16 protein-coding genes and 1 pseudogene are annotated in these 16,061 nt (G+C 42.5%); 10 read left to right on the top strand and 7 right to left on the bottom strand.

Annotated elements, in window-relative coordinates; genetic code table 11:
* Position 1: 1 nt before the first annotated feature.
* The 4 genes from BM043_RS07275 to BM043_RS07260 all read left to right on the top strand — a co-directional run bounded on the left by BM043_RS07275 (position 2) and on the right by BM043_RS07260 (position 4,569).
* Positions 2–1,294 carry an oligosaccharide flippase family protein gene (locus BM043_RS07275; RefSeq protein ID WP_092790275.1) on the top strand — a complete coding sequence of 431 codons (1,293 nt, stop codon included), beginning with the start codon at positions 2–4 and terminating at the stop codon, positions 1,292–1,294.
* On the top strand, positions 1,278–2,207 hold the full coding sequence (locus tag BM043_RS07270; RefSeq protein WP_092790273.1) for a glycosyltransferase family 2 protein: 930 nt from the start codon (positions 1,278–1,280) through the stop codon (positions 2,205–2,207). The genes BM043_RS07275 and BM043_RS07270 overlap by 17 nt, the downstream gene beginning before the upstream one ends.
* Positions 2,198–3,589, top strand: a complete 1,392-nt coding sequence (locus BM043_RS07265; protein WP_092790271.1) for an O-antigen ligase family protein — start codon at positions 2,198–2,200, stop codon at positions 3,587–3,589. Before BM043_RS07270 ends, BM043_RS07265 begins: the two co-directional genes overlap by 10 nt.
* 77 nt (positions 3,590–3,666) lie before the next feature.
* Complete coding sequence (locus BM043_RS07260) at positions 3,667–4,569, top strand: class I SAM-dependent methyltransferase (RefSeq protein ID WP_092790268.1); 903 nt, start codon at positions 3,667–3,669, stop codon at positions 4,567–4,569.
* Positions 4,570–4,578: 9 nt separating this feature from the next.
* On the opposite strand, the gene BM043_RS07255 is transcribed toward BM043_RS07260, so the two are convergent.
* Both BM043_RS07255 and BM043_RS07250 read right to left on the bottom strand, forming a co-directional pair.
* Positions 4,579–4,863 (bottom strand): type II toxin-antitoxin system RelE/ParE family toxin, encoded by a 285-nt coding sequence (locus BM043_RS07255; RefSeq protein WP_262481163.1) that lies wholly within the window; start codon positions 4,861–4,863, stop codon positions 4,579–4,581.
* A gap of 23 nt (positions 4,864–4,886) precedes the next feature.
* Entirely contained in the window at positions 4,887–5,129 is a 243-nt protein-coding gene (locus BM043_RS07250) for a hypothetical protein (RefSeq protein WP_092790266.1), read from the bottom strand.
* A gap of 53 nt (positions 5,130–5,182) precedes the next feature.
* On the opposite strand from BM043_RS07250, the gene BM043_RS07245 reads away from it, so the two are divergent.
* Together BM043_RS07245 and BM043_RS07240 are read left to right on the top strand one after the other, a co-directional pair.
* Positions 5,183–5,731 (top strand): class I SAM-dependent methyltransferase, encoded by a 549-nt coding sequence (locus BM043_RS07245; protein WP_092790264.1) that lies wholly within the window; start codon positions 5,183–5,185, stop codon positions 5,729–5,731.
* A 34-nt stretch (positions 5,732–5,765) separates the two neighbouring features.
* Positions 5,766–5,960, top strand: coding sequence for a hypothetical protein (locus BM043_RS07240; protein WP_092790262.1), 195 nt, complete (start codon positions 5,766–5,768; stop codon positions 5,958–5,960).
* Positions 5,961–5,968: 8 nt separating this feature from the next.
* Here BM043_RS07240 and BM043_RS19855 read toward each other — a convergent pair.
* Together BM043_RS19855 and BM043_RS07230 are read right to left on the bottom strand one after the other, a co-directional pair.
* A pseudogene (locus tag BM043_RS19855) lies at positions 5,969–6,184 on the bottom strand (type II toxin-antitoxin system RelE/ParE family toxin); the annotation flags it as partial.
* A 70-nt stretch (positions 6,185–6,254) separates the two neighbouring features.
* Positions 6,255–6,482: a hypothetical protein gene (locus BM043_RS07230; protein ID WP_092790257.1), complete on the bottom strand. Its 228-nt coding sequence runs from the start codon at positions 6,480–6,482 to the stop codon at positions 6,255–6,257.
* Positions 6,483–6,757: 275 nt separating this feature from the next.
* Between BM043_RS07230 and BM043_RS07225 the strand changes: the two genes are divergently transcribed.
* The 3 genes from BM043_RS07225 to BM043_RS07215 are packed head-to-tail and all read left to right on the top strand — an operon-like array spanning position 6,758 to position 10,136.
* Positions 6,758–7,891, top strand: a complete 1,134-nt coding sequence (locus BM043_RS07225; protein ID WP_092790255.1) for a glycosyltransferase family 4 protein — start codon at positions 6,758–6,760, stop codon at positions 7,889–7,891.
* Positions 7,888–9,036 (top strand): glycosyltransferase family 4 protein, encoded by a 1,149-nt coding sequence (locus BM043_RS07220; RefSeq protein ID WP_092790253.1) that lies wholly within the window; start codon positions 7,888–7,890, stop codon positions 9,034–9,036. The genes BM043_RS07225 and BM043_RS07220 overlap by 4 nt, the downstream gene beginning before the upstream one ends.
* Positions 9,012–10,136 carry a DUF1972 domain-containing protein gene (locus BM043_RS07215; protein ID WP_092790251.1) on the top strand — a complete coding sequence of 375 codons (1,125 nt, stop codon included), beginning with the start codon at positions 9,012–9,014 and terminating at the stop codon, positions 10,134–10,136. Before BM043_RS07220 ends, BM043_RS07215 begins: the two co-directional genes overlap by 25 nt.
* 169 nt (positions 10,137–10,305) lie before the next feature.
* On the opposite strand, the gene recG is transcribed toward BM043_RS07215, so the two are convergent.
* Together recG and BM043_RS07205 are read right to left on the bottom strand one after the other, a co-directional pair.
* Positions 10,306–12,399, bottom strand: a complete 2,094-nt coding sequence (gene recG / locus BM043_RS07210) for an ATP-dependent DNA helicase RecG (protein ID WP_092790249.1) — start codon at positions 12,397–12,399, stop codon at positions 10,306–10,308.
* 64 nt (positions 12,400–12,463) lie between these two features.
* Complete coding sequence (locus BM043_RS07205; protein WP_177188434.1) at positions 12,464–13,525, bottom strand: phosphotransferase enzyme family protein; 1,062 nt, start codon at positions 13,523–13,525, stop codon at positions 12,464–12,466.
* 166 nt (positions 13,526–13,691) lie between these two features.
* On the opposite strand from BM043_RS07205, the gene BM043_RS07200 reads away from it, so the two are divergent.
* Entirely contained in the window at positions 13,692–15,467 is a 1,776-nt protein-coding gene (locus BM043_RS07200; RefSeq protein WP_092790246.1) for a sodium:solute symporter family protein, read from the top strand.
* Here the strand turns inward: BM043_RS07200 and gldD are convergent.
* A complete protein-coding gene (gene gldD, locus BM043_RS07195; protein WP_092790244.1) occupies positions 15,464–16,042 on the bottom strand; it encodes a gliding motility lipoprotein GldD in 579 nt (192 codons plus the stop codon). The genes BM043_RS07200 and gldD overlap by 4 nt on opposite strands.
* Positions 16,043–16,061: the final 19 nt, after the last annotated feature.

Here is a 16,061-nt window from a genome sequence, read left to right as displayed (position 1 = left end):
CATGTTTGAAAAACTCAATCAGCTGCTACCCTTCGGAAATTACATCCGAAACAAGTCCATCCAGAATTTTTTATTTCTGGCTGTGATTCAGTCTTCCAATGTGCTGATTTCGATCATCTCCATGCCTTTGCTCATTCAGAACATCGGAGTGGATCAGTTTGGTTTGGTCAATTTGGCGCTGTCGGTGATTGTTTTGCTCAATATTTTAGTAGGATTTGGATACAACCTGAGTGCGCCGCGTGAAGTGGCGGTCAATCAAGAGGACAAGGATGCACTTTCCCATTTGGTATCCAATGTCTTCTCTGGAAAAATGCTGCTAGCTCTGCTTGCCAGCATATTGGTTTTGGTCGGAGTTTTTGGCTTTGATCTATTCAAAGAATACCAGATGATCTTGGTGTTTTCTGTGCTTTTGCTCTTTTCGGAAGCCACTTTGCCGCTCTGGTTTTTTCAAGGAATGGAAAAAATGAAGCTGATCTCCATCGCCAATATCTTTTCCAAACTGCTTTTCCTGATGGGAATCGTGTTATTTATCCACAGTCCGGAAGAAAGCAAATGGGTCAATTTTATGATGGGTTTTTTCGGTTTGGGGATTAATCTGCTCTTACTGGGATATATTCATTCTTTTCTGGAGATCCGATTTTATCGACCTGAGTTTTCGGCGATTTGGCTAAGTATCAAAAATAATGTCTTGCTCTTTTTCAGTAATCTGGCTAGCCATATTTCGATCAACGGGGGCTTGATTATTTTGAGTTTTTTCTATTCGGGAGAAATCCTCGGAATGTACAGTCTTGCCGAGCGGATTGTCATGGTCATTCGTCTCTTTCCTGCCTTGATTATACAGGCTATTTTTCCAAATTCGGCCAAACTTTATCATGATGACCGGGTGTCATTTTTCCTCTTTTTGAAACGAGTCTATCGTCGGGTGCTTTTGGTAGGTGCCCTGATTTCTGGCTCAACCTTTTTGCTTGCACCTTGGATCATTCGGGTGCTTTCGCGTAGTGAATTGGAAGAATCTGTCTTGTTCTTACAGCTTTTGTCAGTGGTTCCTTTCTTAGCTTGTCTCAATGTGGGAAATGTCACCTTACTATTGGTAGCTGATCTCAAGCAGCTCCTGTTTCGGGCCAGCTGGATGATGTGTGCTTACATGATTATCGCATCTACTTTTCTGACCGCATCTTTGGGGGGAGTTGGGCTTTGTATCGGTATTCTTTCGACCGAATTGATGGTATTTTTGATTTGCCTGATTTTATTATATACACGCAAAAGAGATTTACTCCGTGGCTTTTACTCCTGACATATCGGTCGCCATTATTCTGGTCAATTGGAACGGGCTCAAGTTTACGCGTGCTTGTCTCCAATCGCTGCAGAAAGTGGATTTTCCAAGTTTTCGGGTGATCGTAGTTGATAATGCCTCAGAGGAAAACGAAGGTGAAAATTTAAAAGTTGATTTTCCAGAGATTATCCTCATACAAAACCAGGAAAACTTGGGATTTTCTGGTGGAAATAATGTAGGTATTCGAAAAGCGCTGGAAATGGGGTTTTCTCATATCATGCTACTCAATAATGACACGGTAGTCGAACCTGAGTTTTTGGGAAAAATGGTACTCAAAATGAAGGAATCGGAGCAAATCGGCGTGGTACAACCGGTGATTTGCTTTCTGGAAAATCCAAACAAAATCTGGAGTGCCGGAGGCAAATGGGAGCCTCACCTCAGTCGTGCCATTACGCTGGGAGATCGGAAATTACTTGAAAACTATTCCCTTTCTGATAAAGAAATAGACTGGGCAACTGGCTGCTGTATGCTAATCCGGCGAGAAGCGATTCTAGATGCTGGACTGCTTCAGGAGCAGTATTTTGCGTATTTTGAAGATGTGGAATGGTCACTTCGCTTTCGCGCAAAAAGCTGGGAAATTCACTTGGCCAGTCAGGCCAAAATCTATCACGAAGCAGGGGCTTCTTCAAAGAAAAAACATGCTGAAGGCACCTTGAGTCCACGGGTTTTTTATTTCCATGTACGCAATCAGCTTTTCTTGATTAGGTCAACCCATCGGTTTCCATTTCCGGCATTTGGATATCACTTGGGTCGTTTTTCATTTTGGATGATTTATTTTTTGATTCGAGGCCGGTTTCAAAAACTGAAAGCTGTGGCAAAAGGAATCAAAGATGGGCTCAATACTGAACTTAACCCCAGTCCAAAATGGCCTTGATTGCTTTTATATTGGTTGCGTTGGCAGTAGGAGCCGGATTTCTTTGGACAGTTCAGCAGCTGATTTTCAAAGGAAACTGGGCGTATTTTATTTACTTTTTGGCGGCTTTTCTTCCTGTTTATATCACAAGTTTGAGCTTGGTTTATCAGGGCACGCAATCCGGCTTAGTGGTCGGCATATTTCAATCCAGCAAGGAAATCATCATTCTCCTGGCTTTAATTTCATGGCTGATCTTTCAGCGAAAGCCTTTTGACTATCCTTTTCGGCTTCAAAGCACCGATTACTTTTTGTTGGCCTTTTTGAGTCTGGCTTTTCTCTTTTTGATTTTACCGATCGGTCAAGCTTCCTTTCTCAATAAGGCGCTGTACTATAAAAGCATGCTCATGCCCGGATTGGTCTATTTTCTGGGAAGAAACACGAGTTTTGATTCGGAAGAAATCCAGCGGTTATTTAAGATCATTTTTATCGTGGCGATCGGAGCATTTTTGGTTAATCTGATTGAGCATTTTATTCTAAATGCCCATCTACAGCAGTTTACCGGTTATGCCTTGTTCAATCTCCACGTGAATGATATCGAGCCGGAGGGGAATTATGGACTGACTTGGACCTTCGAGTCCACCAATGCCATGAAGCGATTAGGAAGTTTTTTTTCTGATCCGCTGGAGCTGGCGAGTTCGGTCTTGATGGGTTTCTCAGCAGGATTGATCTGGTTTCTAACTCAGCGGAAGGAAACATCCTGGTCCTATTTGTTGGTTATGCTTTGCTGTATGGGCAGTTTGATCTTTGCCTCTTCGCGAGCCTCTTTCGCGGCCTTTTTTGTAATGCTATTCTTTATTGCCTTGGTATTTGGGCTTTATCGCTTGATCGGAGTAGGAATCGCCGCTTTCCTCGCATTTGTGTTTTACCTGGTTTATTTCGCATCGGAGGATTTCTATTATTTTGTGATAGACACGATTACCCTGGCCGATACGTCCAGCGTGGGGCATGTGGTGGAGTGGTTTTTGGCTTTGGATTCGATGATTGCCAATCCACAGGGAATCGGGCTGGCGATGAGTGGTAATTTTGGTAGTGTCAGTGAAGACCTGCGGGTTGGTGGCGAAAATCAGTTCCTGATCTATGGCGTGCAGCTGGGTTGGTTGGGAATGATGCTCTATATAGCCACTTTATTTTCGGGTATACTCTTATCCATCCGGGTATTCAAATCGAGTCAAAATACTGCTGTGGCTCGCTTGGCCTTTGTGGCCGGAACCGTCAAATTTGGGCTACTACTTCCACTGTTTACCGCCAATGTGGAGATTTATACCTATGTTTCCTGGGTGACTTGGTGGATGGTAGGCTTTAGTGTGAATGAATTTTCTAAAATTAAAATTCAAAAATCGTAATGATAAAATTTTTCATAGTGAACAAATACCTTTGGACTATGATTTGCAATTCTGAATTTTAAAAATCACCCTCTTTTATGCCCTCCTCTTGTCCAGCCTGCATTTCTGATCAAAAAAAATCCTTTATCGGGACAGAGCGGATGTATGGTTTGGGTGAGCAATTTGACTATTATGAATGTCAAAAGTGCCAATCGGTTTGGATTGCAGAAATACCTGCAGATTTGGGACGATTTTACCCTCAGGATTACTATGCCTTTCAGGAAATTCACGAAGATTCCGCCTTTAAGAAATTGCTGAAAAGACTGCGTTATCGACTGTTTAAAAAAAGATTGATTCAAAGCGGTCCTGAATATTTTGACTGGATCAAAAACTTGGGTCTTTGGGAAAACGAGCGCATTGCAGATATTGGCTGTGGGGCTGGAATTGTTTTACATCAATTGGCTTACTCAGGATTTAAAAATCTTTATGGTTTTGATCCTTACATTCAACATGAAACTCAGCGGCGAGGATTAACAATTTCTAAAAAACCCCTGGAGCAAATTGAAGGGACCTTTGATGTAGTGATGCTTCACCATAGTTTTGAGCACCTTGCTGATCCAAATGCAGCGATTGAACAGTTAGTGAAGCTTTTAAATCCTGATGGGAAACTCCTGATCCGGCTTCCGGTGACAGATGGTGTGGTTTGGAAAATGGAGCGGGAATTTTGGTTTCAATTGGATGCACCTAGGCACCTGTTTATCCCCAGTGTCAAAGGAATGGAAATCTTGGGTCACCGGCATGGGCTGAAACTGGAAAAAGTAATCTTCGATAGTACTGCAAGTCAGTTTTGGGCTACCGAACTTTATAAACTGGGTCTTCCGCTAAATACCGACCCGGAAAAACACTTTTCGAAGCAAGAACTGAGCGATTTCAAAAAAAAGGCAGAACAGCTGAATCAGTTACAAAAGGGCGATCAGGCGGGGTTTTATTTTAGGAAATAAAGTCCTTGATTATTTTCCGCGTGAAATTTTTATTGGGTTTTGTCTAGTATCAAAAACATCCACTATTTCAATCCTATTTTCTTTCTTATTTATCCAATAGATCAATTTATAATTTTTGTAGATCAAGAATCTAAAGCGTTCTTTTCGTTCTTTCAATAATTCTTCAATTCGACCTATTTTTGGGTTTTTTTTAAGCATTTGGCATTCACGAATAATTCCATTTACCAGCTTTTTAGCAATCCGGGGATTTGCTTTTTCTTTATAATATTGAAAAATTGTTTCAAGTTGAGTAATGGCAAAATCAGTTCAAAAAATACTTAATTCCATTTTTCTATGTTTGATTTTAACTCGCTGTCTTCGACTAATCTACCATTTTTAGAATCCTCCATCGATCGATCAATTCGCGAATTGAATTCTTCGATTGACATTGGATCAATTGCTTTTGTGTCTTGACTTTTCTTCCTTATTTTCAGAATTTCTTCCAGCTGAATAAGAATATCCTCACTATCAATTTTTAAAAATCTTTGAATTAGTTTCAGTTTTCTAGTTTGTAAGTCCATTGTCTTCAACTTTTTGTCAAATATACAAATAATCCTTCAGCAAGCTTTTTACTATGTTGGCTTACTCAGGATTTAAAAATCTCCATGGTTTTGATCCCTACATTCAACAGGAAACTCAGCGGCGTGGCTTAACAATTTCCAAAAAAGCGCTGGAGCAAATTGAAGGGACCTTTGATGTAGTGATGCTTCATCATAGTTTTGAGCACCTTGCTGATCCAAATGCAGCGATTGAGCAGTTAGTGAAGCTTTTAAATCCTGATGGGAAACTCCTGATCCGGCTTCCGGTGACAGATGGAGTTGTTTGGAAAATGGAGCGGGAATTTTGGTTTCAATTGGATGCACCTAGGCACCTGTTTATTCCCAGTGTCAAGGGAATGAAAATCTTGGGAACCCGTCATGGATTGAAACTGGAAAAAGTGGTTTTTGACAGTACAGGGAGTCAGTTTTGGGCTACTGAAGGCTATAAAAAAGGACTTTCTTTAAATTCCAATCCAGAAAAACACTTTTCGAAGCTGGAACTGGACGATTTTGAAAAAAAGGCAGAACAGCTGAATCAGTTAAAAAAGGGCGATCAGGCGGGGTTTTATTTTAAGAGGTACTGAACATTTTGAAATTATAAAAACCTCAAAAAATAATATGTATATCCGCTTTCTTACGAGTAAGAATTGTGCACGGACCAAAATGAGGGTTGAAGTTCAATTTAAGCAAACTTCGCCTGCCAGCCGAGGCTGGGTCATCGGTCATCGGTCTCCTGTGCTGAGCAAAGTCGAAGCATCCAGCCGCTTAAGCAAAGAAAATATGTCTACTGGTATAATTGCGGATAATCAGTAAAAATAAAATTAAATGCCCTTTTTCTTGGGACTTTGTCTCACATCGAAAAATGAAAGGATAATAATTTTATCGCCTTTTAACCGATAAAGAATTCGTGTCTGCGGCGTAATTTGGAAACCTCTAATTTCCTTTTCTTCCACTTGCCCCAGTTGAGGAAAGTTTTTGAGGAGATTAAAGATGTCATCTACCTTGACTATAAACGTTTGGGCTACGCCGTCTCCCCATTTTTTTTGATAAACTCTACGATATTTTCAAAATTCCTTCTTGCTCTTGGAGTTAAGAAAATTCGGTTCATTATTTTTTCTTTATGGATTCCCAGTCGATTAAGTTCTGATCATCTTCAGATTCCTCCAAAGACAAATAAACCTCTTTCTTTTCTTCCTCAGATAAGGTTTTCCAAATCAGGCCTTTGGGAGCATTTTCTTTTAATTTAAGAAAATCATAAACAGCCTGGAGTAGCTCTTCATTTTCAATTCTATCCAGAATTTTATATAAGTCAGAGTTTAATTCTAAAGTCCCCATTTTCTTTGTGATTTGCTTAAAATTACAAATTTTCTCCCATTCTATATTTCCCTTAATCCAAAAGTTCGTGGATGTTACTTTGCTCAAATCAGCCTAAATGCCACAAAGTTCAATCCTTTTGCCTACTAACTAATCAGAAACTATCAAATAGTTGATTCTGCTAAATTTGGTACTCCCACTCCAAACCGCCAAATTGGATATCAATTCTCTGAAAAGGCATTTTGGCACAATTTTAACCACGGTTAGTTAGCACTCTTCCCCAAAACAACAATCTTTTGAAAGTTCTCCTCGATCTGCAATACCTCAATGTCGCCACTACCGGGATCAAAACTTACATGGTCGAGCTCGCCAAAGCTGCCCGAAAATATCCCCATCCGGAGGTTCATTGGATTTTTACCCACGAACCTGAGGAGCAGGTCAAGGATGAAAAATTCAAGCAGCCCCAATCCAAACTGCAGCGGCTTAATTACCATATGGATTATTTTCGATGGAAAGAATTCCAGCTTCCGGATTTGGTCAAAAAACACGGCGTGGATGTGCTCATTTGCCCGGATTTTGTCTCTCCTGCCGCTTCCTTGACTTGTCGTAGGCTGACAGTCATTCATGATGCATTTTTCTGGCAGATCCCTCAAAACTATCCGGCTTGGTGGCGAAAATATTTCATCAATCTTATTAAAAAGGGATTGAAGGAAAAAACCCATATCATCACTACCACCGAGTATTCCAAAAATTCACTTTTGAAGTATTTAAGCACAGAATGGCCGATTACGGCGATTTATCAAGCCCCAAAAGGATTGAAAAATGCAGCAGATCCTCAATTTTTGAAGAAACTCGAGCTGCAGCCTTCCGAATACTTTATCCACATTGGGACCTTTGACCGACGGAAAAATATCCCGCTTTTGGTTCAGGCATTTTGGGGTTATTTACAGCGAACCCAATCCAATAAAAAGCTGGTTCTTGCCGGAGGTCCGGGCCAAAGCAAGCAGATGAATGACTTTCCCAGTGTACTTAAACTGGTAGAAAAACTCGGCCTGCAAGGGAAAGTCCTGGTGACCGGCTATCTCAAGGACGCGGAAGTCAAGGCACTTTATGAAAAGGCTTTTGCCTATGTTTTCCCCTCTGAGAATGAAGGATTCGGTATCCCGATTTTAGAATCGATGGGTTTTGGGGTGCCGGTAATTCACTCCAATCAACCTGCGCTTCTAGAAGTGGCTGGCGAGGCCGGTCTTCCCTTTCAGACAGGCAGTCTGGAAGATTTGACCCAAAAACTGATCTTGTTGGATCAGGATGAGAAGCTCAGAAAAAATCTAATCCAAAAAGGAAAGGAACGCTCGGAGGACTTTTCGGCCAAGAAATTTATTGATGGCTTTTATCAGTTGATCCTAAACCCAAAGACTGCGGAGAAGTGAAAATTCTGGCTTTACACTCCGGTGCCGACCTTTATGGAAGCTCCCGAATTTTTTTGGAGACCCTAAGTGTCTTTCGTCAGCAAAGGATAGAAATTCTTGTAATCCTTCCTCATTCTGGGCCTTTGGTAAAAAAACTGGAGGAATTGGGTGTGGAAGTTCAGATCAAAAATCTCGGAATTCTCCGAAGAAAATATTTTACCTCTCTCGGGCTTTTCAACCGACTCAAGAGAATTTTACAGGCATATCGTTTTTTTGACCGACTGCATCAAAGGCATCAGTTCGATGTAGTGTATTCGAATACACTTGCGGTGACGGTTGGGGCTTTTTGGGCCAAAAGAAATCAAATTCCCCACAGCTGGCATATCCACGAGATTATTCCTGGACCTAAAATTCTCCTTCGATTTCTGGTTTATTTGCTGGATCAAAGCACGCCTCAGCCCATTGCAGTTTCTCAAGCGGTAGCGAATCATTGGCAAAGACGGCTAAAAATATCCCAAGTAAAGGTCATCCATAACGGGCTAGCTTACGATACCTTTTTAAGTGCCAAAGCACCCCTGAAAATGGAATTAAATTTGGCAGAAAAGACCTTGTTGATCGGCATGATCGGCCGAATCAACCCTGGTAAAGGTCAAGTCTTTTTCTTACAACTAGCCGAAAAATTACTTTCGGCGCATCAAAACCTTCATTTTGTATTGGTTGGAGATCCCTATCCCGGTTACGAGTCGATTTTGGAAAAAATAAGGAAAGAGATAAGAAACAATAAATTAGAGGCGAGAATAAGTTATTTGGGATTCCGAAGGGATATTCCGGAAGTGATGGCTTCATTGGATATTTTTGTGCTTCCGTCCATTTTGCCTGACTCATTTCCTACCGTGATTTTAGAGGCAATGGCAGCGGGAAAACCCATCGTGGCCACTCAATCCGGAGGTGCTTCCGAAATGGTAATTTCTGGCGAAACCGGTTTTTTGATCCCTATCGGAGATGTGGAATCCGGAGTGAATGGGTTAGAAAAATTGATCCTTGATGAACAGCTTCGGGAGAGTATGGGTGAAAAGGGCAGAAATCGTGTGTTAGCGGAATTTAGCTTGGAAGCATTCAAAGAAAAAATACAAAATCACCTATGGCAGCAACTGAGAAAAAACTGAAAGTAGCCATCATGGGTGCCAAAGGCTATCCCTACGTGTACGGGGGGTATGATACCATGATCAAAGAACTCGGGGAGCGCTTGGTCCAACATGGAGTTCAGGTACGGGTGTACAATCATCGGGCGCTTTTTTCAGATAAACCCCGCTTTGTCAATGGTATCGAATGCATTTATACCCCGGCGATCGAGTCCAAAAGTCTGACTCAACTGACGCACACGTTTTTCTCCATGATTCATGCCTGTTTGTCGGATGTTGACGTGATTTTTGTAGTCAATTCCGGAAACGGACCTTTTGGTTTGATTTCGAAAATCTTCAGAAAACCCACCGCCATCAATGTGGACGGATTGGAATGGCTTCGGCCTAAATGGAAAGGTTTGGGAGCAAAGTATTTCTTCTGGGCTTCTAAAATGGCTACCAAATTCTATGATCAAATCATCAATGATTCGGATGAAATGCGAAGGGTATATCTGGATCTTTTCAATAAAGATTCTAAAGTGATCGCCTATGGTGCCAATCCTAAAGAAAATGTGGGACCCGAACTGCTGAAAAAATGGAACCTGAAGAGCAGAGGGTATTATTTGATTGTGGGGCGACTAGTTCCGGATAATAATGCCGATTTGATTATCGAGGGATTTTTAAAAACCAATTCAGAAAAGACACTAGTTGTGGTTGGAGATGTGCCATTTTCGGATCCCTGGGCCAATTCCCTGAAAAAAATTCAAGATCCCCGTTTATTGTTTACCGGATATGTGACCGACCCGAATGAGTTGGCGGCTTTGTATTCGCACTGTTACGGCTATTTTCATGGACATGAGTTTGGGGGAACCAATCCCGCCATGCTGAAAGCGCTGGGCTACGGCTGTGCGATTTTGGCTTTGGACACGCCTTTCAACCAGGAAATGCTACAAAGCGGAAAGCACGGCTGGTATTTCGAAAAAAACACCGATGCGGTGAAACTCCTCGTCGAAAAAGCAGAAGCAAAGCCAGAAGCCTTAGATCAACTCAGAAAAACCGCGCGTTCAGGGCTCACTCAAAAGTACAACTGGGATTATGTGACCGAGCAGTATTTGGAGGTTTTTCGGAATCTTGCGAAGAAATAGTTTTTTCACCACAGGAGGATAAGAAACCTATCTCGACGCCAACGTGAGAATTGGTTTGGTTCAAGTCTCCCGACTTGGACCATGGAAATACCATTGCCCCCGGGAGAATTGGTTCTTCAGACTTGGACCATAGAAATACCACCTTCCTTTTTTAAACCTCCTCAAACCCTCACGAAATCCGACTCCAATTCACCGCGGTTTTCTTTTGGCTTTTGACTTGACGAAGAATGGGTTGATTTTTGGGTAAGCTCAAAGTAGAATCCTCAGCCAAAACCTGCTGGGCGGCATCTCTTGCCAAGGTCAAAATCGGAGCATCCTTGCTCAGATCCGCGATCAGCAAATCAGTAATTCCGCTTTGCTGTGTTCCCATCAGATCGCCCGGTCCTCTTAGCCGGAGATCCACATCGGCAATCTCAAATCCATCATTGGTTCGGACCATGGTCTCCAATCGAACCCTGGAATCCTTCGAAAGCTCGTATTTGCTCATCAGAATACAATAGCTTTGCTCTGCTCCCCGACCCACTCGACCCCGCAGCTGATGTAACTGAGACAGCCCAAACCGCTCTGCGTTTTCGATCACCATCACGGAGGCATTGGGGACATTCACACCTACTTCAATGACTGTCGTGGCTACCATGATTTTGGTTTCACCCTTTACAAAGCGTTGCATTTCAAAGTCCTTGTCCTGGGATTTTTGCGAACCGTAAACAATACTGATCGGATATTCCGGAAAAGCCCGTGTGATACTTTCATATCCATCCATGACATTTTTCAAGTCTAGCGTTTCGGACTCTTCGATCAGCGGATACACCACATAGACTTGCCGGCCTTTTTCTATTTCTTTTTTCAAAAAGCCAAAAACCTTAAGCCGATCCTTGTCATAGCGATGGACTGTTTGAATGGGTTTTCTTCCTGCGGGCAATTCATCGATGACCGATACATCCAAATCTCCGTAAAGCGTCATTGCCAAAGTCCGTGGAATCGGCGTAGCCGTCATCACCAATACATGAGGATAAAACTCTTCATTTTTTGCCCAAAGCTTTGCCCGCTGAGCCACTCCAAAACGATGCTGCTCGTCCACAATGGCCAATCCTAGATTCTTGAACTGCACCACATCTTCCAAAAGGGCATGCGTTCCGATCAAAATTTTGAGTTCGCCGGAAAGCAATTCCTCATGGATAATTTTTCTGCTGGACTTCTTTACCGACCCTGTCAACAAGGCTATTTTCAGCCCCATCAGATCAGCATATTCTTTTAATCCCTCATAATGTTGGTTCGCCAAAATTTCCGTTGGAGCCATCAAACAGGCTTGTGCCCCGGAACTGATGGCGATTAATGTGCAGATAAAGGCTACCATCGTCTTTCCGCTCCCCACATCGCCTTGGATCAATCGGTTCATCTGCTTACCGGATTTCATATCCTGATAGGCTTCTCGAATGACCCGTTTTTGTGCCCCCGTGAGTTCGAATGGGATGTGGTTTTGATAAAAATCCGTCAGCAGCTGCGTATTGTCCAAAACTTGTCCCCGATACTTGTCGATACGGGCGACTTTCATCATGAGCAATCGTAATTGTAGAAAGAAAAATTCTTCGAATTTGAGCCGTTTTCGGGCATTTTGAAGCAAGGCAGGTTCGGTTGGAAAGTGAATTTGCCTTACTGCCTCCCGCTTTCCGATGAGCTGATAGGCTGCTAAAATTTCCTCGGGAAGCGACTCCTGAATCTGGGTATAACTCACCTGAACAAGCTGCTCCATAATCTTGGAGATGCCCTTAGAATCCAAAAAGCGCGCTCGGAGTTTTTCGGTCGTCGAATAGACTGGCTGAAAACTGTTTCGTTTTTCTGAAGACTGCGTCAAGGGCTCCATTTCCGGATGGGCAATGCTCCATTTTCTTCCAAAAAGGGCAGGTTTTCCAAGAAAAATATAGACTGCTCCTGTCGGTAATTTCTTCTGAACCCACTGAATTCCTTTGAACCAGGTCATTTCCATCTCCCCTGTTTCATCGGCTACGTGGGCGACCAATCGTTTTTTATTCCCCATTCCGATCAGTTCTACTTTCTGAATTCGGGCGATGACTTGTACATTTTCGAGCTCGGAGTGAAGTTGCCTGATTTTGTAAAATTTGCTCCGGTCTTCGTAGCGAAAGGGATAATGCTGAAGCAAATCACCGTAGGTAAAAATGGACAGTTCTTTGTTGAGCAGATCCGCTTTTTGTGGTCCTACTCCTTTAAGAAATTCTATTCTAGTGTCGAAAAATCCGGGCAAGGTGATTCAGGTTTGCAACAGGCAATTTACTTCAGGAGGCAAAAACTTACTAGACTTTGGACACTTATTGTCGGGTAGGAACTATTTTTTCCCAGATATCTCGAAGTTGATTGCGTTTTTGTTGCTGATCGCGAAGCAGAATCATCTGATTTTTTGCGCGATGGAGATTTTGCTCCGGATAGTGAACTCGATAGTAAATATTTCCCAAAACATGATCCGTAAAAAATCGAAGCCCCATCAGAGCCGTCATCACCTCACCTCCGAAAAGTAAAGACTCGAGTTCTTCAGCATTGACTTCTTGACCTAAACCGCTGATATAGCCTTTTAATAGCGCTTCAAAAATCTCAGAATTTAACTGGAGGTTTTCCCAATCGGTTTGGGTTTCCGAGCGACTACAGGCCACCGTACGCACCAAATCCCCAAAATCATACATGAGGTATCCCGCCATCACGGTATCCAAATCAATGAGCGCGGCCACCTGATGCAGCTTTTCAGAAAAAATCAAATTGTTGATTTTGGTGTCATTATGGGTGACTCTAAGGGGAAACGATTGCGTTTCTTGTTTGTATTTTTCGATCAAAGGCTCCTGACTGAGGTAAAACCGCAAGATGTTTTCTTCTTCCTCAGTCCAGCTTTCTTTGGATTCAGCAGCCTGTTGAAGCTGCTCAAATCGACAATCCAGTCGGTGAAAATCCGGTATGGTTTCTTGATAGTGGCTTAGATCATTTTCGGCGGTAGCTTGCGCAAAAGCTCCATAGGCTTCAGCGGCAATAAATGCTAAAGTTGGATCACTCGTTTCTTGAACGGTCACTCCTTCCACAAAATCAAAAAGCCGATAAAGTTTATCCTCAAACCTTAAAATTTCATTGCCTTCCTGTGTGCTTTTTGGAAGGGGAAGAATAAAAGGCAAGGCTTTTCCGTCGAGATCTGATTTTAAATGGGAAAGATTGGAAGCAATTCTGTCAGGAAATCTAAAAACAGAAGTATTGAAGCCCTGAAGGACAAATTTTCCTTTGGGGGAATTGAGAAGAAACGTGTCATGAATCAATCCCTCTCCAAGTGGTTCAAAGGTAAATGAACCCAAATCGTAGGAATAGGAAACTAGGCGCTGAAGAGACTGATCCATATGCAAAATTAGAAATCGATTCGAAAAGGGGATTGAAAAATCCATTTGCAGACAAAAATGAAAGAAGAAACCGAAACCGGAAACTGTTTTTGAAAATTATTATAAAAGTTAAAAGACATTTAGCCAAAATTTTGTTAATTGGCGGCTTCAAATTAACCCAAAACCTATGAATGTCACTGCCATTGATTGGGCGATAATTGCTGCCTTTTTTGTCATCTCTTTATTGATTGGATTATTCTCCTCTAAAAAAGCCGGCTCATCGGCCAAGGAATTTTTTCTTTCAGGAAGAAATATGCCTTGGTGGCTTTTGGGAGTTTCTATGGTTGCGACGACGTTTTCTGCTGATACACCCAACTTGGTAACTGATATTGTTCGGAAAAACGGCGTAGCTGGAAACTGGGCTTGGTGGGCATTTTTGTTGACGGGGATGCTTACGGTTTTTGTTTATGCCAAACTCTGGAGAAGATCCGAAGTGACGACGGATTTGGAGTTTTATGAATTGCGCTACTCAGGAAAGGGAGCTGCTTTTTTACGGGGTTTTAGAGCCATTTATTTAGGTGTGTTTTTCAACGTGGTCATCATGGCGACCGTATCACTCGCCGCGATCAAAATCGGAGGGGTAATGCTCGGGCTAAGTCCCGTTGAGACGCTTTTGATTGCTTCGGTAGTCACGGTTGTTTATAGCTCTTTGGGTGGATTAAAAGGCGTTTTATTGACTGATTTCTTTCAGTTTTTTATTGCGATGATTGGTTCTTTTGGAGCCGCCTATTTTATTCTGGATCTACCTGAAATCGGATCATTAAACAATCTTCTCACGCATGCTAATGTGGTAGACAAACTGGATTTTGTTCCGGATTTTCAAGACCCAAATGTTTACGTGCCTTTATTTATTCTTCCCATAGCCATCCAATGGTGGGCCACTTGGTATCCCGGCGCTGAGCCAGGTGGTGGGGGATACATAGCACAGCGAATGCTTTCTGCGAAGGATGAGCGAAATGCCGTGGGTGCTACCTTGTTTTTCAACATTGCGCATTATGCTTTGCGACCTTGGCCGTGGATTTTGATTGCTTTGGCTTCCTTGGTCGTTTTCCCCAATATCTCGGATATGCAGGCGGCTTTCCCACAGATCCCACTAGATAAATTAGGAGATGATTTGGCTTACTCTGCGATGCTGACCTACTTGCCGACAGGATTGATTGGAATTGTTTTGGCCTCTTTGATTGCCGCAGTGATGTCCACGCTTTCGACGCATTTAAACTGGGGTTCCTCTTACATTGTCAATGATTTTTACCTGCGCTTTGTCAAGCCTGAGGCAAGCGACAAAGAATTGGTCGCTGTCGGTAGAATCTCCACCGTGGGACTGATGGTGCTTTCGGCTATTTTGGCCTTGGCCCTTTCATCTGCTTTGGATGCCTTTAATATTTTGCTCCAAATCGGTGCTGGAACCGGGTTGATTTTCATCCTTCGTTGGTTTTGGTGGAGGATCAATGCCTATACCGAAATCTCCGCGATGGCGATTTCCTTTGTGGTCGCGATTTTCTTTGAGGTAATCAATCCCAAAGTCAACTGGATTCTTATCCCGGAAAATCAAGCATATTTGAAGCTGGTTTATTCAGTTTCCATTACTACTGTAGGATGGCTTTTGGTTACCTTTTTGACTCAGCCCGAAAAAGATGAAGTGCTCTTGAGCTTCTACCGAAAAGTCTATCCTGCAGCCTATGGCTGGAAAAAAGTCCTCGATCGCTACCCAGAAGAAAAACAAACTATTGGCCGACTCCCAAAAGAAATCGGATTGATGCTGGTGGGATCGATTATGGTTTATGCGGCTTTATTTGCTACGGGATTTTGGATTTACGGAGAAGTTCTCGGCGGAATAATCTCCACTCTTGTCGCTCTTGTGGGTGGAGTAATTATCATAAAATCCTGGAAAAATATCCGTTAATTTTCAAATTTGACCGAGTTCATCAGGTGGGCCATGTCCACCTTGATGTATTCGATCACTGGCGCGAGGGAGTCATTTTTCATCGCCGTATTAAAATACAGCGCACCACGTAGAAAATGATGTGTGGAATCAGTTACAAAAAACTGAAACTGAGTCGGAACCTCTCCTGTGAGCTCAGCTACCACTCCGGTGTAGCCATTTGGCGTAGCCATAACGGCTTCTTCGATTCCATAGGCTTTTACCTGATGCTGGGAAGTCAGCTTAAAAGCATCAGTAGCTAGCGTTTTGAAATCGACTTTATCTCCATCAATTGCCTTATAGGTCAAATGAACTTTGGCCCCAAAATCCTGATAGTTGAGATTGATCCAATATTCTTCTTCTGGATTAAAGGAGTCTTGCTCGATGAGGCTGTGTTCGGAAAATTCAAATGTATATGGAAAATCTTTTGATAGCTTCTGGAACTGATGCTCAGGAAGATCGATTCGATTATATCCCTTTGGTTTAGGCAAATAGGAGTTTTCGCATCCCCAGCAAAAAATCAACAGAACAAAAGAAATTCTTAGTAAGTACTTCATTGGGTAAAATTACGATTCG

The organism is Algoriphagus hitonicola (genome assembly GCF_900113375.1).
GTDB lineage: Bacteria > Bacteroidota > Bacteroidia > Cytophagales > Cyclobacteriaceae > Algoriphagus > Algoriphagus hitonicola.
The sequence above is the reverse complement of the archived record's forward strand: the minus strand, read 5'-3'. Positions and strand labels throughout refer to the sequence as shown.